Here is a 23,102-nt window from a genome sequence, read left to right on the forward strand (position 1 = left end):
GAAGGACGGCTCCCAGGACTTACGGGCAACATAACTTTGGGCTGATACGTCGGAGGGGGATTTCCCAGGTCGGAGCTCCAGGAAATCCCCCTCGTCAGGACGATTCGACCAGTTGCTGGCGTGGCAGCGGGGGCAGGCCCGCAAGCTCCCGTTGGCCCGAGGTCAGCAGCGCCGGGAGCGGGCCCGGTTCCCACAGGCGGATCAGGCGTTCGCGGCTGGTGCGCTTCAGGCGGGCGCCGCGTCGTTTCGCCGCTGTGGTGCGGTAGGTCAGGCGGTGGTCGCGGGTCGCTCGCGCGGCCCCGCTCAGCTCGTAGCCGTGGGCTTCCAGGCGGGAGCCCAGCACCGTCTCGCACAACGAGATCTGCCAGGGTTCCAGGCGGCTGGCCCAGCTGCCGCTGCGGGCCGTCGTCACGGCCGTGTGGGTGTTGGCGTGCCAGACCTTGTGGGCCGGCACGGCCACCTGGGCGACGTGCCGGGGTTCGCACATCGCCGGGTCGTAGTCCTCGCCGATGAAGCCGCACAGGCGCTTCAGGGACAGTTCCGGGTCGGCCGTCAGGTCTTCGTACCGGAGCTCGTAGTAGGAACCCGCCGGGAGGTGGGCGGCGTGGTGGCGGCCGAAGTCGATCGCCTCGGCCCAGTTCGCGATGGCGTGGTAGACGTCCAGTTTGTACCAGGGCATCTCCATCAGCGAGGCCACGCAGTCGCGGCCGTCGCGGACCAGGTGGATGAACTGGGCGTCGGGGAACAGGCGCAGCAGCATGCCGACGTGCTTGAAGTAGCTGGGGCGTTTGTCGCCCCACCTCGGCTTGCCGAAGCGGGCCGCGTAGTCGCGGAACACCGTGCCCAGGACCGAGCCGAGCGAGCCGGGGGCCGCCACCGCGTGGTCGACGTACTCGGCGCGGTCGAGGCCCAGTTCGCGGAACTTGGTGTCCTTGCCGCCGGCCACCCATTCGGCCAGGCGGCGCCGGTTGTCCGGGCGCCGCATGTCGCCGTGCGTCCGACGCGCGTGGTATGCCTGGATCATGAAGCGGGTCTCCGGCGGGACCGCGATCCGCGGGTGGCTGTGCAGCATGAGCTGCAGCATCGTGGTGCCCGAGCGGGGGCAGCCGATGACGAAGACCGGCCTGTCCAGGGTCTCCATGCGGTCAGGAACCCAGCCCGGACAGCTCTCGCTGACCGTCGGTGAGCTGCGCGGCCACCGGGCCGGCCTCGCGGAAGCGGTTGAACCACTCCGTCACGGCCCGCTTGCGGTAGCGGCGCTTCCAGTAGGCGGCCGTCTTCTCGTACTGGGCCACGTGCTTGCGCTCGGCCTTGGGGGCGCCCGACAACTCGTAGCCGTACGCCGTGAGGCGCTCGCCCATCACGGTCTCGCAGAGCGAGAGCTCCCACGGCTCCAGGCGGGTCGCCCAGGTGCCGGTGCGGGCGGTGGTGACCTCGCCGCGGGTGTTCTCGTGCCACGACTTGTGCGACGGGATCGTGTCGGCGACCTTCGACGGCTCGGTCATCGCCGGGTGGAACTCCTCGCCCAGGAAGGCGCACAACTTCTTCAGTTCGAGCTCGGGCTCGGCCGTCAGGTCCTCGTACCGCATCTCGTAGTAGCTGTCGGGGCCCAGGCCGCACTTGCGGCCGAAGTCGATGGCCTCGCACCAGCGGTTGACCGCCTGGTAGATGTCCTCCTTGAACCAGGGCATCTCCTTCAGCGACGAGACGCAGTCGCGGCCGTCCCTGACGATGTGGATGATCTGGCAGTCGGGGAACATCGCGATGAGCGCGTCCATGTGCTTGATGTACGGCGGCCGCTTGTCGCCCCACCGCGGCTTGCCGTGCTGCTCGCCGAACATCTTGTAGACCAGGCCGACGACCGAGCCCAGCGAGCCGGGCCCGGCCACGGCGCGCTCGATGAACTCGTGCTTGTCGATGCCCAGGTCGCCGAACTGGGTGCGGTGGCCGCCGGTGACCCACTGCGCCATCTCGCGGCGGCGCTCGGGGTTGCGCAGGTCGCCGAAGCGGCGGCGCTTGAGGTAGGCCTGCACGAGGATGCGCGTCTCCGGCGGGATCGCGATGCGCGGGTGGGCGTGCAGCATGAGCTGGAGGAGCGTGGTTCCCGAGCGGGGGCACGCGACGATGAAGATCGGCCGATCAGACAAGCACTTTCACCCTTTCCGGTACGACCCGGTCGGCCTCACGGGCCGCCAGCCAGGTGCGGTAGACGAGAGCGGCCTCGAACGCGGCCAGCAGCGCGCCCGTGGCGAGCGCGGTCCAGAGCATCGCGGCCGCCCCGAACAGGGGCGCGACGACGAAGACCGCCGCGTGGAACTCGATGCCGCTCATGAGATGGGTCCGGACGCGGCGCCGCCCGAGGAACAGGCGGAACCGGTCGAACCAGGGGAATCTGCGGCGGAAGGCCGACTGGAGATCGACGACGGAGCCGTCGCGAGGGTCGGCCAAGGGATTCGCCAGCAGGACGTCCTCGACGAACACGGGGTCGCCGCCGGTCGCGGCGCGCACCCGGTTCCGGGCGGCCTCCCGCACGTTGAGGAGCTGGGGCCCGTTGACGTATCGGAACAGGTCCAGGACCACGATCCCGGCGGCCATCCACAACGCGCCGAGTGTGCCCTGGCCCAGGGCGAAGCCGAACGCGCACGCCCCCACGCGCAGCCGGTCGCCGACGTAGTCGAGCCAGAGGCCGAACGGGGATCCGGTCCCCTTGAGCCGGGCGATCTTGCCGTCCATGCAGTCGACGGTGAAGCTCACGAAGAACAGCACCGCCCCGGCGGCCAGCGAGCCGGCCGCGAAGCAGGCGGCCGAGGCGACGCCGAGCAGCATCGACAGGCCGGTCAGCCCGTTGGGCGTGATCGAGGTGTGGTTGGCGGTCAGGAGCGCGAGCCGGCACGCGACCGGGTCGACCGCGAAGACGGTCCACCAGGAGTCCCGTGGCTTGCGCGTCGCCAGTATGTCGTCGAGCGTGAAGCCCCCCATGAACGTAAGAATGACTACGTTCGGTAGTCGTCAACGGCTTCTTCTGGGCTCCCCAGAGCATCTCGTTGCCACTTCTTGACCATTGCCCTGACGTGGGCAAAGCCCCCGCCAACGCCGTCAGGCGTCCGGTAGGGTCGCCGCATTCTTCGGGGGGAGAGCCATGCCGGTGTCTACGTTGTACCGACAGCTTCACAGCCGCCTGACAGCGCGCGAGCCGATGCCGCCAAGGGTGGCTCTGATCAGGCAGGACGCCAGTCCCGCGCAGGCTTCGCGGGAGACGTTCGACCTGATCTGCCGATCACTGTCCGGGTCGGCGATTCCGTTCTTCTGTGTACGGCCCATGCGCGGCCGTCCACCGGTCATCGCGGTGCGCACGACGTACCGGCAGAGGGCCATCACGGCGCTGGCCCGCCACGGGCTCTACGGCGCGCGATTGCCGGGAGGCCGGCACAAGGTCAACGAGCTGGGCAAGATCCGGCAGTTGCGCCGCAACGACATGGCCGACGCCAAGGCGGTCCGGCTGTGGCTCTACTACGCGAGCCCGTCGCGCACGCTCACGCTCGGCCCCGAGTCGGGCGTCGACCTGGAGTTCTGGCAGCGCGAGGGCGAGCTGCTGGTGGCGCCGCGGCCCAACCGGGTGTGCGAGGCGGTGCCCGTCCACGAGGAGACCGTCGACGCGCCCGAGTCGCTGTTCAACCGGCTGGTGTCGGAGTCGGCGCGGGTCTATCCGACACGCCCGGAGTTCGCGCGGCGGCTGGTCGACGACGTCGACTTCCCGATCGACGCGGTCTACACCTGGGTCGACGGCAACGACCCCGAGTGGCGGGCCCGCAAGGAGCTGGCGCTGACGGGCGGCCTGAGCGACCTGGCCACCTCCGACGCGCGGTTCGTCAGCCGCGACGAGCTGCGTTACTCGCTGCGCTCGCTGCTGACGTACGCGCCGTGGATCAGGAACGTCTTCATCGTCACCGACCGGCAGAAGCCGTCGTGGCTGGTCGAGGACGACCGGATCAGGATCGTCGACCACCGGGAGATCTTCGCCGACCAGTCGGTGCTGCCGGTGTTCAACAGCCACGCGATCGAGTCGCGGCTGCACCACATCGAGGGCCTGTCGGAGCACTTCCTCTACCTGAACGACGACTTCTTCCTGGGCAAGGTGCTCTACCCGGAGACGTTCTTCGAGGGCAACGGCATCACCCGGTTCTTCCCGTCGATCGCCCAGGTCCCGTTCACCCTGAACGAGGACAACCCCGTCCACCAGGCCGGCATGAACAACCGCCGGATGCTGGAGGAGCTGTGCGGGCGCACGCTGACGCAGAAGATGAAGCACGTGCCCTACGCGCTGCGCCGGTCGTTGCTGTTCGAGCTGGAGGAGCGGTTCCCGGCCGAGTTCAAGACGGTCTCGGCCAGCCGGTTCCGCCGCTCCAGCGACATCTCGACGGCGTCGTCGCTGGCGCACTACTACGCCTACCTGACGGGCCGGGCGCTGCCGGGCCAGATCGACTACACCTACGTCGACCTGGCGATGCCGAAGACCCCGGCCAAGCTGCGCCGCATGCTGGCCAACCGCGAGCACGACGCGTTCTGCCTGAACGACACGGCGCCGACGACAGCGGACCAGGACAACGCCCTGGCCCGCTTCCTCGACGCCTACTACCCGACCCCTACGCCATTCGAGAGCCACTGAGCAGCAGGTCGACGACCCGGGACGACGCCCTCCCGTCGTCCCACGGGCAGAACTTCTGCCGGAACGTGCCGTAGGCCGCGGGCACCGCGGCCTCCCTGATGGCGTCGATGGTCTCGTCGGTGGTCCTGGTCAGCGGCCCCGGCGCCTCGGCGGTGAAGTCGAAGTAGAAGCCGCGCAGCGTGTCGCGGTAGCGCTCCAGGTCGTAGGTGAAGAACACCATCGGCTTGCCGGTGCAGGCGAAGTCGAACATGGCCGAGGAGTAGTCGGTGACCAGCACGTCGGCCGCCAGGTAGAGGTCGGCGATCTCGGGGTAGCCGGTCACGTCGATCGCCGGGGCCTTGATCTTCGGCCGGTCGGTGATCAGGTGGTGCGCCCTGACCAGCACCACGTGGTCCTTCAGCGCGAACCGCATGCGGGCCAGGTCGAGCTCCATCGACAGGCGGCGCTTCTTGCCCCGGTGCAGGTCGTCGCGCCACGTGGGGGCGTACAGGACCACCTTCTTGCCCGGCGGCACGCCCAGCCGCCTCTTGATGGCCGCCGAGCGGTCGGCGAACAGCAGGTCGTTGCGCGGGTAGCCGGTCGAGAGCACCACGCCCCGGTAGCCGAACGCGCGCCGCATGATGGGCGTCGAGAACGGGTTCGGGGAGATCAGCAGGTCCCACTGCGGCACGTCGCGGGCCATCCAGTCGAGCAGCTCGGTGCGCCGGAACGGCAGGTCGCGCAGGTCGTGGCCGAGCTTCTTGAGCGGCGTGCCGTGCCAGGTCTGCAGGTAGGTCTGACCGGGCGGCTTGGTGTACCAGTTCGGCTGGGTGCGGTTGCCGACCAGGTAACGCGCCGTCGCCAGCGCGTGCTCGTGCTCCTTGGAGCCGTGCAGGACGACCCGGGAGTCCTCCGGCGTCTCGAACGAGCCGTCGCGGGTGACCCAGACGTACTCCAGCGGCAGGTCCCGCGACCGCATCTCCTCGAAGATCGCGCGCGGGTTGCAGGAGGCCAGCCGGCCGCCGTAGGCGTCGAAGACGACGGTCTCCCTGATGGGGCTCCGCTTGAAGTGCCGCACGGTCCCCCGCAGGCGGCGTTCGGCGAACCGGCCCCGTTCGTCGGCTTCCAGCGCGGGCTGCACCACCACCAGGACCTCCCCTTCGAGTTCGGTACGGAACGACACCAGGTGCACGCCGATCCGGCGCGGAGACGGCGACACCCCCACGCGCAGGCGAAGGGGTGTGCCGTCGGTCTTCCTGATGCGCCAGACGCCCACCCGGGCGGGCGGGGTGATGAGGACCCGGCCGTCGTCGCCGGGCCGGTGGACCGTCTTCTGGAACACGAGCCGCTGCTTCTTGCGCGTCGTCACCGCGATCCGGTCGCCGCTCCACTCCACCCAGGCGTGGCCCCGGTCCTTGACCGGCCGCCGCAGCACCAGCCCCTCTTCGGTGAGGCTCGGCTGATGCGCTCCCCCCGGCGGATAACGCCGGTGCCCGGTGTCGGGGTGGGCCTCCGGCACGCCCTTCCTGACGACCTCGCCGTCGCGCACCGAGCAGTGCAGGTTCCAGCGGCCGGGCGGCACGTCGGCCAGGTCGATCGACGCCTCGAACCCGGCGGCGTCGTGGCAGGTGGCCGACTGGCCGGAGTCGGCGGTGGCGTCCATCCGGGTCACCCGCTTCACCTCCAGCGGCAGCCGGACGCCCTCGCGCTGGAACCACACGTCGATCGTGGTGGGCGCGCTGTCGAGGTGGGTGATGTACGCGTAGCCGCGGGCGGTCATCCGGGCGCCGTCCATGTCCACGCCGTCGACGACGGCCTTGAGCCGGAAGTCGACGCCGGGGTCGTAGACGGAGTCGGGGATGCCCTTCGCGGGGTCCCGCATGAAGGGGTAGTCCATCAGCCAGCGCCGCCGCTTGAACCAGCCGTGCCGGACCGCCCCGGCGTCGCTCAGCGACGCGCGGCGGAACATCCGGACCTCGCGCAGTTCGGGCACCATCCGGTTGGCGGCCAGGTGCAGTTCCAGCCGCCGGATCGACGGCTGGCGGGCGACGGCCTTCGGGTGCAGCACGCCCAGCGTCTCGGCCAGCGAGTCGAGCAGCGCCTCCTGCTCCGCGCCCTCGGCCGTCTCCAGCGACTCCAGCAGGAACGACAGGTCGAACTCGGTGACCAGCAGGTCGTGCTTGGCCCACAGGCGGGGCGCGTGCTCGTTCAGGAACTCCGACACCTCCCGCATCGAGGCCAGCCGGTCGAGCACGTTGGCCGGCTCGGTGCGCCGCTGCGAGATCGAGCCCGAGCGCACCCGCCAGTGGTAGACGACCTCGTCGAGCACGTCGGTCGAGCCCGACAAGACGTGGGCCGGGAGGGTGACCGGCGAGTCCTCGTAGTTCCGGGCGGGGAACTCGAAGCCGTGCCGGTCCCAGAACTCGCGCCGGAAGACCTTGTTCCAGATGGTCCGGTCGGCGAGCAGGGCGTGGCGGCGGCGGATGTGGGTGCCGGCGGCCGCTTCGGCGAACGCCTCGGCGTGCCCGGCCGAGGGCCGCAACTTGCCGCCGACGATCCTCTTGACGTTCCCGCAGGCCAGGTCGGAGCCGGTGGCCTCCAGGCTGCCGACCAGCGAGGCGTAGGCGGTGCGCGGCAGGGTGTCGTCGCCGTCGGCGAAGGCCAGGTAGGCGCCCCGGGCCGCCCGCGCCCCCGCGTTGCGGGCCGGCCCGAGGCCCCGGTTCTCCTGCTCGATGAGCGTGAACCGGGGATCGGCGGCGACCTTCTCCTTGGCGACGACGGCGCTGCCGTCGGTGGAGCCGTCGTCGACCAGGACGTACTCGATGCTCTTGAACCGCTGCTTGGCCAGCGAGTTGAGGCAGCGCGGCAGGAATTCGGCCACGTTGTGGAAGGGCACCACGACCGAGAGGACCGGCCGGTTCACTTGGCCACCAGCCGGCGCGCGAAGCGCAGCGCCCGCCGCCAGAGCGATGGCTCCTGGGCCTTCTTGACCAGGCCGTACTGGGCCAGGAGACGGCGCGGGAAGTAGCGCCGGCGCACGTCCTTGCGCAGTTCCCTGACGACCGCCTCGGCGCTGGCCCGCAGGTGCGGCATGCGCTTGCGCTGGGCGCAGTAGACGACGGCCTCGACGAGCCGGGGCAGCAGGTCGGGCTCGACCGGGGCCGGCACCAGCGCGCCGGTCCGCGTCAGCTCGGGCACGCTCGCGTCGACGATCGTCACCGCGACCCGGTTGCTGTTCTCGTAGGGCCTCATCCGCTCCAGCACACGCGGGCAGCCGACCGTCGCGACCGGGATGCCGAAGTAGTGCCGGGCGGTGATCAGGCCGGTCGAGAAGGTGCCGACGACCAGGTCGGGCCGGTAGGCGGCGAAGCACGTCTCGGCCGGCACCGACTCGGGCACCACGGTGAGCTGCACGCCCAGCTCCTCGGCCAGCGCCTTCAGGCCGCGCACCTGGCGGCGGCCGGCCGAGGGGTGCGGCTTGAACCGGACGGTGGTGAAGCCGCGCGCCACGACGCCGTGCAGCATCGACTCGTGGATGGCCTGCTCGTCGTCCCACGAGATGAGCCCGGCGTCGGACATGTACTGGCTGAGCAGCAGCGCCCCGCCGCGCCCGCCGACCGGCGTGACCGCGCTGACCTTGCCGACGATGTCGCGGAAGGCCACGTCGGGCACCGCGACCGCCGGGACCTTGTGCTCCGCCAGCATCAGCGGCCGCATGCCCTCGATCAGGTCGAGGTAGAGCAGCCGCTCCACCCGCGCCCCCAGGTCGCCGGGGATCGCGTCGCGGGTCGGGCCGTAGCTCATCAGGCCCTCGGAGTAGACCGTGATCGGGCAGCCGGAGAAGATCTCCACCAGCCCGCGCGCCGGGTAGGCGCCGATCGACTCGACGATCAGCTCGTCGGGGGCGTTCCCGTCGAGCAGCCGCTGGGTGAGCAGCCGCCGCAGCAGCGGCCCCTGCTCGGGCCTGACCCGGACGCGGACGGGGTGGTAGGGGGCGATCAGCTCGTTCCAGAAGTGCACGTGGTCGAACCGGTCGCCGATCGCCTCGAAGGCGGGCGTCCGGTGCAGGGGGGAGATCAGCTCGGGTACGGCCACGTTGCTCGACACGAGCAGCACGCGCCGCCCGGCCGGGCCGAACAGACCGGCGTCGATGGCCGCGGCCAGCGTCATCGCCCCGAACAACGTCGAACAGTAGAAGAGCTGGGTTTTCAAGGCAGGAACCTCCTGAGCAGCTTCTCGCGGGCGTGGCCCAGCGTCGGCAGGACCACCGCGAGGGCGTCCGGCGGGACTTCCCGCAGGGCGGCGGTGGCCCGGGTGTCGAAGGTGGCCGCGACGTCGGGGCGCAGCCGCCCGCGCAGCTTGTGGTGGTAGGCGATCAGCGCGCACAGGTTGTGCGTCGCCTTGCGGACGAACTCCGGGTCGTCTCCGTCGAGGTCGTGGATGACGCCGAGGTAGGCGTCCATGAAGTGCAGTTGCCGTTCGTCGCCGACCTGGGTGAGCGAGGCCTTGAGGCCGCGCCGGTAGAACACGCCGGTCAGCGAGGCGACGGCGTAGGTGGCGGCGTGGAGGTGGAGACGCCACACCCAGGCCCGGTCCTCGGCCGTGGCCAGGGCGGGGTCGAACGTGAGGAGCCCCTGGTCGGCGAGGGAACGCCGGTAGATCCCGGCCCACGGGACCGGGTAGTCGACCATGCCGAGGCGGCCCATGCCGGTGATGCCCTCGCGGCCCGGGAAGACGACCCCGCGCCGCTGTTCGGGCGCCCGGCGCACCTCTCGGGTGGTGCCGGTCACCCGTACGTGGTCGACCCGGACGAAGTCGCAGCCGAGCCGTTCGATGGCGGTGACGAGCTGGGGAAGGTAGCCGGGGGCGTACCAGTCGTCGCCGTCGAGATAGGTGACGTACGTCCCGCCCGCCGCCGAGAGGCCCAGGTTGCGGGCCGCGGAGACGCCGGAGGAGGCGTCCCGGCCGATGACGGTCAGCCCCGGCAGGTCGCCCTTGAAGCTCTCGGCGATCTCCCGGGTCGCGTCGGCCGAGCCGTCGTCGACGACGATGAACTCGAAGTCGTCCCGCGCGTTGGCGCGCAGGGAGGTCAGGGCGTCGGCGATGTGGCGTTCGCCGTCCCTGACGGGAACGATCACCGAGAGGGTGGCGGCCATCCGGGGCAACTCCAACGGGCGGAACGGTGAGGATTACAGGGCGGTTACCCCGTAACCCTGCCGGTCACGGTGAGTCACGACCGATCTCTTGACCCATCCTTGAGGCGCAGGTCACCCGCCCGTGGCGGGTGCGTGCTCGCGATCCCCCGAATGCCGGGATAACGTGACGCGATCGGTCAATCACGGAGAGAGTCGATGGCGAACAAGACGATCCTCACCGGCTGGGGCCGTACCTCCCCGAGCGTCGCCGAGTTGCTGCGGCCCGGCGCCGAGGCGGAGCTGACCCCGCTGGTGCTGGCCCCGGGCGGGCGCGGGGTGATCGCGCGCGGCCTGGGCCGCAGCTACGGCGATCCGGCGCAGAACGCGGGCGGGCTGGTGCTCGACATGACCGGCCTGGCCGCGATCGGGCCGGTCCGCGACGGCTACGTCACGGTCGAGGCGGGGGTGAGCCTCCACCGGCTGATGCGCGAACTGGTGCCCGAGGGGTGGTTCCCGCCGGTCACCCCGGCGACCCGGCAGGTCACCGTGGGCGGGGCCGTCGCGGCCGACATCCACGGCCGCAACCACCACGCCGACGGCTCCTTCGGCAACCACGTCACCGCCCTCGACCTGCTCGGCGCCGACGGCGTGACCCGTACGCTCACGCCCGGCGACCCCGACTTCTGGGCGACCGTCGGCGGCATGGGCCTGACCGGGGTGATCACCAAGGCGACGATCCGGCTCACCCCGATCGAGACCTCCCGCATGATCGTGAACACCTGGAAGTGCCCCGACCTCGAATCGGTGATGACGCGGCTGACGCAGGCCGACCTCGCCCACCGCTACACCGCCGCCTGGGTCGACTGCCTGTCGCGGCAGGGCCGGGGCGTCGTCGAGGGCGCCGACCACGCGCGCCAGGGCGCGGCCCGCTCGTTCCGGGCCCGCGGGTTCGAGGCCGGCCCCGGCTTCCTGCCGGTCGGGCTGCTGAACCGGCACACCATGGGCCTGGTCAACCGGGGCCTCTACGCCACCACGAAACGCGAATCGGTGCAGGTCAGGCCGCTGGCGTCGTTCTTCCACCCGCTCGACAGGGTGGGCCACTGGAACCGCCTCTACGGGCCGCGCGGGCTGGTGCAGTACCAGTTCGTGGTGCCGATGGGCGCCGAGCAGACCCTCATGAAGATCGTCGAGCGGATCAGGCGCAGCCACGCCGCGTCGTTCCAGACCGTGCTCAAGCGGTTCGGGCCGGGCAGCGGCGGCTGGTTGTCGTTCCCGACGCCGGGGTGGTCGTTGTCGCTCGACTTCCCGACCACCACCAAGGGGCTGGCCTGGCTGCTCGACCGGCTCGACGAGCTGGTGGCCGAGGCGGGCGGGCGGGTCTACCTGGCCAAGGACTCGCGGCTGCGGCCCGAGCTGCTGCCGGTGATGTATCCGGCGCTGGCCGCCTTCCGGGAGCGCCGGCGCGAGCTCGACCCGCGCCTGGTCTTCCAGTCAGATCTCGCCAGGAGGTTGTCGTTGTGAAGAACGCGTTCGGCGAACCGCAGAGCCTGCTGCTCGTCGGCGGGGCGTCCGACATCGCGATGGCGACCGCGATGCGCCTGGTCCGCCGCCGGGTCCGCCGGGTGATCCTGGCCGGGCGGCCCTCGCCGGCCCGCGACGCGGCGGCGGCGCGGCTGGCCGAGGCGGGCGCGACCGTGGAGACGGCCGACTTCGACGCGTTCCGGGTCGAGGAGCACGCCAAGGTGATCGGCGACGTGTTCGCCGAGGGCGACGTCGACGTCGCGCTGGTGGCGTGCGGCCTGCTCGGCGACGCCGACCTCGACCCGCTGAAGGCGGCCGACGTGGCGATGGTCAACTACGTCGGGGCGATGACCGCCGCGATCGTGTGCGCCGACGCGATGCGCCGGCAGACCCACGGCGCGCTCGTGGTCTTCTCGTCGGTCTCGGCGGGCCGCCCGTCCGGGTCCGATTTCCTGTACGCCTCCGCCAAGTCGGGCCTCGACGCCTTCGCCCGCGGCCTGACAGAGGCGCTGCGCGGTTCCGGGGTGCACGTGATGGTGGTCCGGCCCGGTTTCGTACGCAGCCGCCTGACCAGGGGCGTCACCCCGCCGGCCATCGCGACGAGCCCCGAGACGGTGGCCGGCGCGGTGCTCGACGGGCTGCGCGCCAAGTCGGAGATCGTCTGGGTGCCGGGCATCCTGGGCCAGCTGACCCGGCTGCCCGGATCGGTCGTCCGCCGCATAACCGGATGAGCCGAGCTCAGAAAACTCTCAATAACAGGCGTTACGCTTCGGGCTTGAGTGATCCCCGAGGAGTTTGTGATGCGCCGTCTGATCCCCACCCTCGCCGCCTTAGCGTTGGTGGTGACCCTGCCCGCCGCACCCGCCGCGGCGAAGCCTGAGAAGGCCCCCAAGAAGCCGTTCTGCGCCACGCACAAGTGCCTGGCGCTGACCTTCGACGACGGCCCGGGGCCCTATACGACCAGGTTGCTGGCGACTCTCAAGAAGTACGACGCCAAAGCCACGTTCTTCGTGATCGGCCGCGAGGTGAACAAGCACCAGACACTGCTGAAGAACATCGCGAAGGCCGGCCACCAGATCGGCAACCACACGTGGTCGCACCCGTGGCTGACCGAGCTGACCCGCACCGAGGTCTACGACCAGGTCAACGAGACCCACAAGCTGATCAAGAAGGTCACCGGCAAGGCCCCGACCGTGATGCGGGCCCCCGGCGGCCTCACCGACGACACGGTGCGCGAGATCGCCGCCAAGTTCGGCATGGTGCTGATCCCCGGCACCGCCTCGACCGGCGACTGGGTCGCGGACAACCGCGAGGTCGGCCTGCTGACCGCCAAGGCCCTGGAAGTGGCCGGCCGCGGCGAGGTGATCCTGATGCACGAGACCGTCAAGCAGACGGTCGACTCGATGCCGAAGGTGCTGGCCACGCTGAAGAAGCAGGGCTACCACTTCGTCACGGCGTCGACCCTGCTCGAAGGGGTCAAGCTGACGCCCGGCCAGTCCTACCCCGAGCCGCCGGACGCGCCCGAGGGCAGCGACGACGACGGCCAGTTGCTCGAGGACGAGGACGACCCGTTCGGCGGCCAGCCCGCCGGCGAGGTCTGACGCTTCTTCACGAGGCGCCTGCCCAGTCGCTGGGCGGGCGCCTCGACCCATGTGTAGGTCGCCCAGCTGACCAGCAGCAGCACGGCGAGGTAGCCGGCGGCCAGCAGCGCGCGTTCCCACACCGGCTTCGACATCATGTGGCCGAACAGGATCGGCACCATCCGCAGGATCGGGTGGTGGACGAGGTAGACCGAGTAGCTGATCAGCCCGAGCCACACGAACACCCTCGGCAGCGTGCGGTGGCGCAGCGCCCGCCCGGCCCAGAAGGTGGCCCCGGCCAGCACCAGCGTGGTGATCCACACCGGCGGCTGCACCCACCACCAGCCCGCCGCGATGGCCCACGCCGGGCTGATCGCGACCAGCGCGCCGGCGGCGAACACCGGCCAGAGCGGCCCGGCGCCCTTCTCCCAGCGGTAGATGGCGGTCCCGGTGAACATCATCGCGAGGATCGCCGCCCCGAACCACGGCACATAGGACGACCCGACCAGCAGCACCAGCGCCATGACGCCGAGGACCAGCGCGGCGGCCGTCTGGAACCGCCCGCTGAACAACCCGGCCATGCCGATCGCGAACACGATCCCCGACACGACGGCGGGCCACGGCCCGGGCAACCACGGCGCGCCGATCACGAGCCCGGCGACCACCGCGAGCGCGCCGAAGGCGACGGCGTACCACCCGCTGAACCGGTGCACGCCCTTCACGAACAGGGCCGTCACGACGAGGTAGAACACCATCTCGTACGACAACGTCCACATCGGGTCGGCCAGCCCGCCCACGTGCACGACGTCGAGCAGCATCGACAGGTGCGCGAACACCCCGGAGGCGTCGCGCGGCACCTGCTCGCGGACCGGCACCCACAACCCGATCAGCAGCGCGATGGCGCACACCAGGAGGAAGAGCGGGTAGAGCCGGAACAACCGGCTGGTCCAGAACGCCCGCACGTCTCCCCGCCCCTCGAGCGAGGCGGGGATGATGTAGCCGCTGACCAGGAAGAACACGACCACGCCGTACATGCCGATGTTCATGAAGGTCGGCCGGAGCGGCGGATAGACCCACGGAAGCAGGTGTTCGGCCACCACTGCGAGCGCGCCAATGCCGCGCAACGCGTCAAGCCAGGCCAGGCGGTTAGACGTGGTCACCGGGGCCAATCTACCCCGACCACGACTATTCCCACTCGATGGTGCCCGGCGGCTTGCTCGTGACGTCGAGGGTGACCCGGTTGATCTCGCGGACCTCGTTGGTGATCCGCGTGGAGATGCGGGCCAGCACGTCGTAGGGCACCCGCGACCAGTCGGCGGTCATGGCGTCCTCCGAGCTCACCGGCCGCAACACGATCGGGTGGCCGTAGGTGCGGCCGTCGCCCTGCACGCCCACCGACCGCACGTCGGCCAGCAGCACCACCGGGCACTGCCAGATGTCGCGGTCGAGCCCGGCGCGGGTCAGCTCCTCGCGGGCGATGGCGTCGGCCTCGCGCAGGATCTCGAGCCGGTCGTGGGTGACCTCGCCGATGATGCGGATGCCGAGCCCCGGGCCGGGGAACGGCTGCCGCCACACCATCGCGGCGGGCAGCCCGAGCTGCTCGCCCGCGCGGCGCACCTCGTCCTTGAACAGCGCGCGCAGCGGCTCGACCAGGTCGAACTGGAGGTCGTCGGGCAGGCCGCCGACGTTGTGGTGGCTCTTGATGTTGGCGGTGCCGGTGCCGCCGCCCGACTCGACGACGTCGGGGTAGAGGGTGCCCTGCACCAGGAAGTCGACCGGACCGTCGGCCAGGATCGCGCGCTGCTCGTCTTCGAAGACCCGGATGAACTCCCGGCCGATGATCTTGCGCTTCTCCTCGGGGTCGGTCACGCCCGACAGCGCCTTGAGGAACCGCTCGGCGGCGTCGACGACCCGCAGCTTGACCCCGGTGATCTCGACGAAGTCGCGCTCGACCTGCTCGGCCTCGCCCTTGCGCAACAGCCCGTGGTCGACGAAAACGCAGGTCAGCCGGTCTCCGATGGCCCGCTGCACGATCGCGGCGGCCACCGCGGAGTCGACCCCGCCCGACAGGGCGCAGATCGCCCGGCCGTCGCCGATCTTCGCCTTCACGGCGTCGACGGCGTCTTCGACGATGTTCAGCATCGTCCAGCTCGGGCGGCAGCCGGCCGCGTCGAGGAACGCCTTCAGCACCTTCTGCCCGTGGTCGGTGTGCATGACCTCGGGGTGGAACTGCACGCCGTAGAAGCCCCGGGCGGGGTCTTCGAACCCGGCGACCGGGGTCTCGTTGGTCGACGCGGTGACCGTGAAGCCCTCGGGGGCCTGGCTGACGGCGTCGCCGTGGGACATCCAGACCTGCTGGGAGACCGGCAGCGCGCCGAACAGGCGGCCCGGCTCGACGACGGTCAGGTCGGTGCGGCCGAACTCGGCGATGCCGGTCTTGGCGACCGTGCCACCGAGGGCCTGGGCCATGACCTGGAAGCCGTAGCAGATGCCGAACGTCGGCACGCCGGTCTCGAACAGCCCGGCGGGGGCGGCCGGGGCGCCTTCGGCGTAGACCGAGGAGGGCCCGCCCGACAGGATGATCGCCTTGGGCTTCTTGGCCAGCATTTCCGCCACCGGCATCGTCGAGGGGACGATCTCGGAGTAGACCTGGCATTCACGTACCCGGCGCGCGATCAGCTGGGCGTATTGCGCCCCGAAGTCGACGACCAGGACCGTGTCGAACTCTGACACAGGAGGACTCCCTGAAGATGAACCGGCGGTAGCGCCAGTCTACTTAAGGTGCAACCGCTTCATCGCCTTGAGCAGGGTGACCAGGGTGTCCGCATATGTCTCATAGGGCAGGCCGAGGATGGGGTCGAAGCCGAGCCAGGCCGCCTGGGAGGAGATCGTCTGGCTCTCGGTGAACTTGGTCAGCCCCTCGTTGCCGTGCCGCCGGCCCAGCCCGGAGTTCTTCATCCCGCCCATCGGGGAGTCGAACGACCCGTACGCCGAGGCGTACCCCTCGTTGACGTTGACCGTGCCGGCCTTGATCCGGGAGGCCAGGGCGCGGCCCTTGGCCGGGTCGCCGGTCCAGACGGAGGCGTTCAGGCCGTAGAGGGTGTCGTTGGCCAGCTCCAGCGCCTCGGCCATGTGGCGGAAGCGGTAGAGGGCGACGACCGGGCCGAAGGTCTCGGCCCGGCACAGGGCCATGTCGTCGGTGACGTTCTCGAGGATGGTCGGCTCGTAGAAGAACGGGCCCAGGTCGGGCCGGGCCTTGCCGCCGGTGACCACCGTGGCGCCCTTCTCGACGGCCTCGTCGACGTGGGCGGTGACGGCGTCGAGCTGGCGCTGGGAGGTCAGCGAGCCCATCTGGGTGGCCCAGTCGTGGCCGGGGCCGATGTTCATGTTCCGGACCGCGCGGGCGAACCGCTCGGTGAAGGCGTCGTAGACGGCGTCGTGGACGTAGAGGCGCTCGATCGAGACGCACAGCTGGCCGGCGTTGGTGAAACAGGCCCTGATCGCGCCTGCGGCGGCGCGGTCGACGTCGGCGTCGTCCAAAACGATCATTGGGTTCTTGCCGCCGAGCTCCAGCGAGCAGCCGATGAGCCGCTTGGCGGCGGCCTCGGCGACGCCCCGGCCGGCCCGGGTCGAGCCGGTGAAGGCGACGTAGTCGGCGTCGTCGATCAGGGGTTCGCCGATGTCGGCGGGGTCGCCGACGACGACCTGCCAGATCTCGGGCGGCATGCCGAGCTCGGTGAGCAGGTCGATGGTCCACAGGGTCGACAGCGGGGTCTGGGTGTCGGGCTTGTGGACGACCGCGTTCCCGGCGATCAGCGCCGGAACGACGTCGCTCACCCCCAGCGACAGGGGGTAGTTCCACGGACTGATGAACGCCACGACGCCGCGCGGGTGGCGTACCTCGACGGTCCGGGTGGCCAGCGGGAACGGGCCCCGGCGGGCGCGCGGCGCGAGCAGGCCGGGGGCCTTGCGCACGTAGTGGAGGCTGCTCGCGGCGACGTCGAGGACCTCCTCGTAGGCGTGCCGGCGGGCCTTGCCGGTCTCCCACTGGATGACGTCGAGCAGGTCGGCGCGGCGGTCGAGGATCGCGTCGTGCAGCCGCTCGAAGGGCCTGATGCGGTCTTTGACGGGCAGCTCGGCCCACGCCTCCTGGGCCTCGCGCGCCTGCCGGTAGGCCCGGCGCACGTCGTCGGCCGACGAGATCGGCACCTCGGCCAGCGGCGCCCCGGTGAAGGGCGCGACCACGGTCCGCGTCTTGCCCTCCGACGTGACGTGACGCAGGAGACGGTCGAGGAGCGCGGGGTCGGGGACCCGGAGTTCACCAGCCATACTCGCGAGACTATTCCGGAGCGAAGCTCATGACTACCGGCGGGTACGGTCAATTCGCAATGCCCGCCCGACCCAGGTCATGGGCCACAATTCGATTCATGGCGACTCCCTTACGCCCGTCCGATCCCCCGGTGCTCGGCGGCTACCGGCTGGAGGCGGTCCTCGGAGAAGGCGGTCAGGGCATCGTCTACCTGGGGGCCGGCTCCGGCGGCGAACGCGTGGCGATCAAGTGGCTGCGGCCCGACCTCGCGCAGGACCAGGCCATGGTCCGGCGGTTCCTCCAGGAGGTCAGCACCGCCAAGCGGGTGGCGCCGTTCTGCACCGCCCAGGTGATCGACGTGGGCGCCGAAGACCAGCGGCCCTACATCGTGAGCGAGTACATCGAGGGCGAGTCGCTGGCCCAGGCGATCCCGCGGAGCGGGCCGCGTACGGGCAGTTCGCTGCACCGGCTGGCGATCGGCACCGCGACGGCGCTGGCGGCGATCCACCAGGCCGGCATCGTGCACCGCGACTTCAAGCCGCCCAACGTGATCCTCGGGTCCGACGGCCCCCGGGTGATCGACTTCGGCATCAGCAAGGCCCTGGGCAGCCACACGGCGCTCACCTCGACGATGATCGGCACCCCCGCCTACATGGCCCCCGAGCAGCTCGCCGGGGGGCCCATCGGGCCGGCCGCCGACCTGTTCTCGTGGGCGGGCACGATCGCCTACGCCGCGACCGGGCGGGCGCCGTTCGGCAACGACACCATGCCGGCCGTGATCAACCGGGTCCTGCGCATGCCGCCCGACCTGGGCGACGTTCCGCAGCCGTTGCGGGGCATCCTGCTCGACTGCCTGAACAAGAACCCGGCGCTGCGCCCGGCCGCCCGCCAGGTGATCGACCGATTGCTGGTCAGCGACCCGGCGGCGGCGCGGGCCACGGTCCCCCAGATCCACCGCGAGAAGCGCAGGTTCCCCACCCTCGCCGTGGTCACGACCGCGACCGCGCTGACGGTGATCGCGGCGATCGGCGGCGTGTGGGCGGCGACCACGAACGACGCCCCGCCCCCGTCCCCCGCCACGACCTCGGCGGCGCCGCCCCCGAGATCCCCCAGCCCTCCGTCGCCGGTCACCATCGACATGGACGACACCACGGCGGTGGCGCTGGAGCGGCCCGACGACCCGGCGTACCTGTCGATCTTCTGGGTCGACCGGGAGAAGTGGGACGCCTACGTCCGCGAACCCGGCAAGGCCACCTTCACCCGCCACTCCTACGTCGACGCCGCGCCCAGCCCCACCGCCGACCGGCTGGCCGGCATCCCGTGGGAGTACGACTCCGACGACCGCGACTCGCTCAAGATCACCACCGTGTCGAGCGGTGCCACCCTGACCGTGCAGACCGTCGCCAAGCCGCTCACCACCAACTACGTCCACTGGTCGCCCGAAGGCGACCGGATCCTGCTCACCATGCGCAAGAAGGTCGGCGACAAGACCACGACCAAGGGCTTCGTCCTGGTCGACGTGCCGGCCGAGACCGCCCGGATCGTCGAGGTGCCCGGCCTGACCGAGGACGCCGCGTTCGCCTGGACCGGCGACGGCGACACGGTGGCCGCGATCGTCGCCGACAAGACCACCCGCGTGCCTCACGTCTACGACCTGGCGGGCAAGGAGCTGAAGACCCTGCCGGAGATCGGCGGCAGCCTCACCGACCCGCGTGACCTGTTCACCGCCGGAGGCGGCGCGTTCGTGGCCACCTGCGCCGGCAAGACGGTGACCCTGTGCGTCTGGGACACCGCGACCGGGGCGGTGCTGGAGGAGTTCGAGTCGGGCTGCGACACCGTGCTGGGCTGGTGGGACACCACCCACGTCTTCTGCACGGCCACCGGAGACGACGACGAGGACGCCGTGGTGGTCACCGACCTGGAGGGCGCCGAGACCCAGACGCTGATCCGGGCGACCGACGCGGCGATGGACAAGCTCTACTTCCGCAGCGCCTACCTGCGGCGCGATTAGCGCCCGAACCGAGGCGGCCCGCGATCCGTCTTGTGGGCATGACCACCTCGATTCGCGTGGCGGGCGCCATCGCGATTGCCCTGCTGGCGACGGCCTGCACGCCGGGCGCCGCCCCGTCACCCGATCCGGTGACGCCGATCAACCTGACGTCGAACATCAAGCTGGTCGCGTTCGACGACTGCGACAGCATGCTCGAAGGGCTGCGCGCCGCCGCGGTCGAGCACGCCCAGGCCTTCCAGGTGCTGCCCATGGCGATGGCCGAGGCGGCCGACGGCGCCAGGTCCACCGCGGCCGCCGGCGCGCCACAGACCCATTCGACGACCAACGTCCACGAGGCCGGGGTCGACGAGCCCGACCTGGTCAAGACCGACGGCGAGCGGGTCATCACGGTCAACCGCGGCGTGCTGCGGGTGCTCGACGCCGCCTCCGGCAAGGTGACCGGCACGTTGCGGCTGGTCGCCGAAGACCAGTCGTGGGCCGAGGCGAACCTGCTGGTGGCCGGCGACCGCGCGCTGGTGCTGTTCAACAACGGCGGGTACGTCCCGGCCGCCACCGCCCGCGCGGCGATCCGGCCCGAGATGCTGGCCGCGCCGCGCTACGTCATGGTCGACCTGGCCGGTGAGCCGAAGGTGCTGGGCAGCATGTCCCCGGCCAACGCGATCCACGTCGACGCGCGCATGGTCGGCACCACGGTCCGGATCGTGGTGCGCAGCGAGCCGAAGGTGCCGCTGCCCGAGTACGACGGCTCGGCCACCCAGAAGGAGATGCTGGAGGCGGTCAAGGAGACGTACCGCACGGCCCCCCTCGACGCCTGGTTGCCGAAGTTCGAGATCGAGTCGAACGGCCAGACCTCGCAGGGCGCGGTCAAGTGCGAGAACGTCAGCCACCCGGCCGAGTTCACGGGCCGGTCGCTGGTGACCGTCCACACCCTCGACCTGAACGGCTCCTTCGGCACCACCGAGCCGATCAGCGTCGCGGCCGACGGCGACACCGTCTACGGCACCCCGGGCAGCCTCTACGTGACGAGCAACCCGCTGTGGTGGGGCGGCTTCTTCCCGATGCCGATCGCCGTGGACGTCGACCCGGCGCCCATCCCCGAGGCGGCCCCGGCGAGCCCCGTGGCCCCGTCGCCCGACCCCGACATGCCCACCCAGATCCCCGACCCGGGCAAGGTCGCCCCCGAGGCGCAGCCGACGCCGAGCGACGCCGAGAAGGTGGTGCCGACCCCGACCGCCGAGGTCGTCAGCCCGTCGCCCTCCGAAGCTGACGACACGGTGCAGGAGGTCGTCCGGCCCGAGCGCACCGAGATCCACCGCTTCGACGTCACCGGCACCGGCGCGCCCCGCTACGTCGCCTCCGGCTCGGTCCCCGGGCGGCTGCTCAACCAGTACTCGATGTCGGAGTACGAGGACCACCTGCGCATCGCCACCACCACGACCCCCCGCAACCAGGACCAGAAGTCGGAGAGCGGCGTCTACGTCCTGAAGGCCGACACCCTCGCCGAGGCCGGTCAGGTGACCGGGCTGGGCAAGGGCGAGCGCATCTACTCGGTGCGGTTCATCGGCCCGGTCGGCTACATGGTCACCTTCCGCCAGGTCGACCCGCTCTACACCCTCGACCTGCGCGACCCGCAGACCCCGAAGGTCACCGGCGAGCTGAAGATCACCGGCTTCTCGGCGTACCTGCACCCGGCGGGCGAGGGCAAGCTGATCGGCGTCGGCCAGGAGGCCAACACCAAGGGCCAGACCCAGGGCACCCAGGTCTCGTTGTTCGACGTCCGCGACCCGGGCGCCCCGGCGGTGTTGTCGCGCTACCACCAGGAGGACTCGGCCACCCAGGCCGAATGGGACCCGCACGCCTTCCTCTACTGGCCGCAGGACGGGCTGGCCCTGATCCCGCTGGCCACCTGGGGGGCCGACTACTACGACGGCTCGCAGGCGCTCGTGCTGAAGATCGGCGACACGATCGAGAAGGCCGGCGTGATCACCCACCCGAGGCCGGGCGACCCGAACCTGCCGCTCGACCCGTCGATCAGGCGCAGCGCGATCATCGGCGACACGGTGTGGACCTTCTCCGACCTCGGCATCAAGATCAGCGACAAGGCGAGCCTCGCCGACCGGGCCTGGGTGAAGTTCTAGACGGGTTTGCGGTCGGGCGCGGCCACCGGGACGATCTCGGGAGCGCCGATGGTGATCGCGTCGGCCTCCTGGTCGGTGTCGGTCTCCTGGGCGGCGCGCTCGGCCTCGATCCGCTTGGTGTAGTACTCCACCTCACGTTTGACCTGGTCGTCGTCCCAGCCCAGCGGCCCCGCGAGGAGCTGGGCGACCTCCTCGGCGACGGCCAGGCCGCGGTGGAAGGTCTCGATCGAGATGTGGGTGCGCCGGCTCAGCACGTCGTTGAGGTGGCGGGCGCCCTCGTGGGTGGCGGCGTAGACGATCTCGGCCCGCAGGTGGTCGTCGGCGCCGGTCAGCGGGCGGGCCAGGCTCGGGTCGTCTTCGATGAGGGCCAGCACCTCGTCCATCATGGAGCCGTAGCGCTGGAGCAGGTGCTCGATGCGGGCGACGTGCAGGCCCGACTGCTGGGCCAGCCGGTAGCGGGAGTTCCAGCGGGCCTGGTAGCCCTCGGCCCCCACGAGCGGGACGGTGTCGGTGCACGAGGGCGGCACCCGGGTGGCCAGGCCGTGGACGACCGCGTCGACGGCGTCGGCGGCCATCTTGCGGTAGGTGGTGAACTTGCCGCCCGCGACCAGCACCAGCCCCGGCACCGGGTGGGCGACCACGTGCTCGCGCGACAACTTGGACGTCTGCTCCGACTCGCCCCGCAGCAGGGGCCGCAGGCCGGCGTACACCCCCTCGACGTCGTCTCTGGTCAGCGGGACCGCCAGCACCTCGTTGACGTGGTCGAGCACGTAGTCGATGTCGGTCCGGGAGGCGGCCGGGTGGGCCAGGTCGAGGGTCCAGGCCGTGTCGGTGGTGCCGATGATCCAGTGGCGCCCCCACGGGATCACGAAGAGCACGGACTTCTCGGTACGCAGGATGATGCCGGTCAGCGAGTGGATGCGGTCGCGCGGCACCAGGAGATGCACGCCCTTGGACGCCTTGACGTGGATCTGCCCCCGCCCGCCCACGAGCTCCTGGATGTCGTCGGTCCACACCCCGGTGGCGTTGACGACCTGCCGGGCCCGGATGTCGATCTCCTCGCCGGTCTCCAGGTCGCGCACCCGGACCCCGGTGACCCGCTCGCCCTCGCGCAGGAAGCCCACGACCTGGGTGCGGGAGGCGACGTGGGCGCCGTAGGTGGCGGCGGTGCGCAGCAGGGTCATGACGTAGCGGGCGTCGTCGACCTGGGCGTCCCAGTACTGGACGGCCCCCTTGAACGCGGTCTTCCGCAGCGCCGGGGCCAGCCGCAACGCGCGGGTGCGCGACAGGTGCCGGTGCCCCGGCACCCCCCGGGTGAAGCCGAACGAGAAGCCGAGGGAGTCGTAGAGCACCAGGCCCGCGCCGACATAGGGCCGCTCCCAGCCCGCGTGGGTGAGCGGGAACAGGAAGGGCACCGGCCGCACCAGATGGGGGGCGATGCGCTGGAGCAGCAGCGCCCGCTCCTGCAGCGCCTCTCTGACCAGGTCGAAGTTGAGCTGCTCGAGATAGCGCAGCCCGCCGTGGATCAGCTTGGACGAGCGCGACGAGGTGCCCGAGGCGTAGTCGCGCGCCTCCACGAGCCCCACCGTCAGCCCTCGCGTGGCGGCGTCGAGCGCGACCCCCGCGCCCACCACGCCGCCCCCGACCACCACGACGTCGAGTTCCTGCGCCGCCATCTGCGAGAGGGCCGCGTGGCGTTCCGCCGGGCCGAGCCGCCCCGTCCCCATAAGCGCGGTCATGGGTTCAATTCTCCCTTTGTACGG

At 71.1% G+C, this 23,102-nt stretch carries 16 protein-coding genes; 6 read left to right on the forward strand and 10 right to left on the reverse strand.

Going from position 1 to position 23,102, the window contains the following annotated elements:
* Positions 1–94 precede the first annotated feature (94 nt).
* The 3 genes from AW271_RS16290 to AW271_RS16300 are packed head-to-tail and all read right to left on the reverse strand — an operon-like array spanning position 95 to position 2,979.
* Entirely contained in the window at positions 95–1,141 is a 1,047-nt protein-coding gene (locus tag AW271_RS16290; RefSeq protein ID WP_062337668.1) for a sulfotransferase family protein, read from the reverse strand.
* A 4-nt stretch (positions 1,142–1,145) separates the two neighbouring features.
* Positions 1,146–2,147 carry a sulfotransferase family protein gene (locus tag AW271_RS16295; protein WP_062337670.1) on the reverse strand — a complete coding sequence of 334 codons (1,002 nt, stop codon included), beginning with the start codon at positions 2,145–2,147 and terminating at the stop codon, positions 1,146–1,148.
* Positions 2,140–2,979, reverse strand: a complete 840-nt coding sequence (locus AW271_RS16300; protein WP_062337673.1) for a CDP-alcohol phosphatidyltransferase family protein — start codon at positions 2,977–2,979, stop codon at positions 2,140–2,142. The genes AW271_RS16295 and AW271_RS16300 overlap by 8 nt, the downstream gene beginning before the upstream one ends.
* Before the next feature lie 229 nt (positions 2,980–3,208).
* Between AW271_RS16300 and AW271_RS16305 the strand changes: the two genes are divergently transcribed.
* Positions 3,209–4,666 (forward strand): stealth family protein, encoded by a 1,458-nt coding sequence (locus AW271_RS16305; protein WP_169806351.1) that lies wholly within the window; start codon positions 3,209–3,211, stop codon positions 4,664–4,666.
* On the opposite strand, the gene AW271_RS16310 is transcribed toward AW271_RS16305, so the two are convergent.
* Genes AW271_RS16310 through AW271_RS16320 form a run of 3 tightly spaced genes read right to left on the reverse strand, consistent with a single transcriptional unit; the run spans position 4,644 to position 9,801 of the window.
* On the reverse strand, positions 4,644–7,568 hold the full coding sequence (locus AW271_RS16310; protein ID WP_062337677.1) for a bifunctional glycosyltransferase/CDP-glycerol:glycerophosphate glycerophosphotransferase: 2,925 nt from the start codon (positions 7,566–7,568) through the stop codon (positions 4,644–4,646). The two genes, AW271_RS16305 and AW271_RS16310, sit on opposite strands and share 23 nt — an antisense overlap.
* The gene (locus tag AW271_RS40730; protein ID WP_169806352.1) at positions 7,565–8,857 is read right to left on the reverse strand and encodes a polysialyltransferase family glycosyltransferase; all 1,293 of its coding nucleotides are present in this window, start codon (positions 8,855–8,857) and stop codon (positions 7,565–7,567) included. The genes AW271_RS16310 and AW271_RS40730 overlap by 4 nt, the downstream gene beginning before the upstream one ends.
* The gene (locus tag AW271_RS16320; protein WP_062337680.1) at positions 8,854–9,801 is read right to left on the reverse strand and encodes a glycosyltransferase family 2 protein; all 948 of its coding nucleotides are present in this window, start codon (positions 9,799–9,801) and stop codon (positions 8,854–8,856) included. Before AW271_RS16320 ends, AW271_RS40730 begins: the two co-directional genes overlap by 4 nt.
* Before the next feature lie 195 nt (positions 9,802–9,996).
* On the opposite strand from AW271_RS16320, the gene dprE1 reads away from it, so the two are divergent.
* The 3 genes from dprE1 (at position 9,997) to AW271_RS16335 (ending at position 12,902) form a co-directional block, all read left to right on the forward strand.
* Positions 9,997–11,301 carry an FAD-binding protein gene (gene dprE1 / locus AW271_RS16325; protein ID WP_062337682.1) on the forward strand — a complete coding sequence of 435 codons (1,305 nt, stop codon included), beginning with the start codon at positions 9,997–9,999 and terminating at the stop codon, positions 11,299–11,301.
* On the forward strand, positions 11,298–12,032 hold the full coding sequence (dprE2, locus tag AW271_RS16330) for a decaprenylphospho-beta-D-erythro-pentofuranosid-2-ulose 2-reductase (protein WP_062337683.1): 735 nt from the start codon (positions 11,298–11,300) through the stop codon (positions 12,030–12,032). The genes dprE1 and dprE2 overlap by 4 nt, the downstream gene beginning before the upstream one ends.
* A gap of 69 nt (positions 12,033–12,101) precedes the next feature.
* Positions 12,102–12,902 (forward strand): polysaccharide deacetylase family protein, encoded by an 801-nt coding sequence (locus AW271_RS16335; protein ID WP_062337685.1) that lies wholly within the window; start codon positions 12,102–12,104, stop codon positions 12,900–12,902.
* Here the strand turns inward: AW271_RS16335 and AW271_RS16340 are convergent.
* Genes AW271_RS16340 through AW271_RS16350 form a run of 3 tightly spaced genes read right to left on the reverse strand, consistent with a single transcriptional unit; the run spans position 12,800 to position 17,210 of the window.
* Positions 12,800–14,041 (reverse strand): acyltransferase family protein, encoded by a 1,242-nt coding sequence (locus AW271_RS16340; RefSeq protein WP_245653078.1) that lies wholly within the window; start codon positions 14,039–14,041, stop codon positions 12,800–12,802. The two genes, AW271_RS16335 and AW271_RS16340, sit on opposite strands and share 103 nt — an antisense overlap.
* A 25-nt stretch (positions 14,042–14,066) precedes the next feature.
* Entirely contained in the window at positions 14,067–15,614 is a 1,548-nt protein-coding gene (gene guaA / locus AW271_RS16345) for a glutamine-hydrolyzing GMP synthase (RefSeq protein ID WP_062337687.1), read from the reverse strand.
* 39 nt (positions 15,615–15,653) lie between these two features.
* A complete protein-coding gene (locus AW271_RS16350; RefSeq protein WP_062337689.1) occupies positions 15,654–17,210 on the reverse strand; it encodes a succinic semialdehyde dehydrogenase in 1,557 nt (518 codons plus the stop codon).
* A 98-nt stretch (positions 17,211–17,308) separates the two neighbouring features.
* Between AW271_RS16350 and AW271_RS16355 the strand changes: the two genes are divergently transcribed.
* Both AW271_RS16355 and AW271_RS16360 read left to right on the forward strand, forming a co-directional pair.
* Complete coding sequence (locus AW271_RS16355) at positions 17,309–19,201, forward strand: serine/threonine-protein kinase (protein WP_169806353.1); 1,893 nt, start codon at positions 17,309–17,311, stop codon at positions 19,199–19,201.
* A gap of 38 nt (positions 19,202–19,239) precedes the next feature.
* A complete protein-coding gene (locus AW271_RS16360; protein WP_062338549.1) occupies positions 19,240–21,339 on the forward strand; it encodes a beta-propeller domain-containing protein in 2,100 nt (699 codons plus the stop codon).
* Here AW271_RS16360 and AW271_RS16365 read toward each other — a convergent pair.
* Positions 21,336–23,078, reverse strand: coding sequence for a glycerol-3-phosphate dehydrogenase/oxidase (locus tag AW271_RS16365; RefSeq protein ID WP_083976745.1), 1,743 nt, complete (start codon positions 23,076–23,078; stop codon positions 21,336–21,338). The two genes, AW271_RS16360 and AW271_RS16365, sit on opposite strands and share 4 nt — an antisense overlap.
* Between the last annotated feature and the right edge of the window lie 24 nt (positions 23,079–23,102).

The sequence above is a fragment of the Herbidospora sakaeratensis genome, from assembly GCF_001570525.1.
In the GTDB taxonomy this organism is placed as follows: Bacteria; Actinomycetota; Actinomycetes; order Streptosporangiales; family Streptosporangiaceae; genus Herbidospora; species Herbidospora sakaeratensis.

Excerpts from the sequence above, each read along its gene's own strand:
- AW271_RS16355 (WP_169806353.1), top strand. The coding sequence starts at position 17,309 with ATGGCGACTCCCTTACGCCCGTCCGATCCCCCGGTGCTCGGCGGCTAC.
- AW271_RS16300 (WP_062337673.1), bottom strand. The coding sequence starts at position 2,979 with ATGGGGGGCTTCACGCTCGACGACATACTGGCGACGCGCAAGCCACGG.
- AW271_RS16320 (WP_062337680.1), bottom strand. The coding sequence starts at position 9,801 with ATGGCCGCCACCCTCTCGGTGATCGTTCCCGTCAGGGACGGCGAACGC.
- AW271_RS16360 (WP_062338549.1), top strand. The coding sequence starts at position 19,240 with ATGACCACCTCGATTCGCGTGGCGGGCGCCATCGCGATTGCCCTGCTG.
- AW271_RS16290 (WP_062337668.1), bottom strand. The coding sequence starts at position 1,141 with ATGGAGACCCTGGACAGGCCGGTCTTCGTCATCGGCTGCCCCCGCTCG.
- AW271_RS16365 (WP_083976745.1), bottom strand. The coding sequence starts at position 23,078 with ATGACCGCGCTTATGGGGACGGGGCGGCTCGGCCCGGCGGAACGCCAC.
- AW271_RS16350 (WP_062337689.1), bottom strand. The coding sequence starts at position 17,210 with ATGGCTGGTGAACTCCGGGTCCCCGACCCCGCGCTCCTCGACCGTCTC.
- AW271_RS16335 (WP_062337685.1), top strand. The coding sequence starts at position 12,102 with ATGCGCCGTCTGATCCCCACCCTCGCCGCCTTAGCGTTGGTGGTGACC.
- dprE1 (WP_062337682.1), top strand. The coding sequence starts at position 9,997 with ATGGCGAACAAGACGATCCTCACCGGCTGGGGCCGTACCTCCCCGAGC.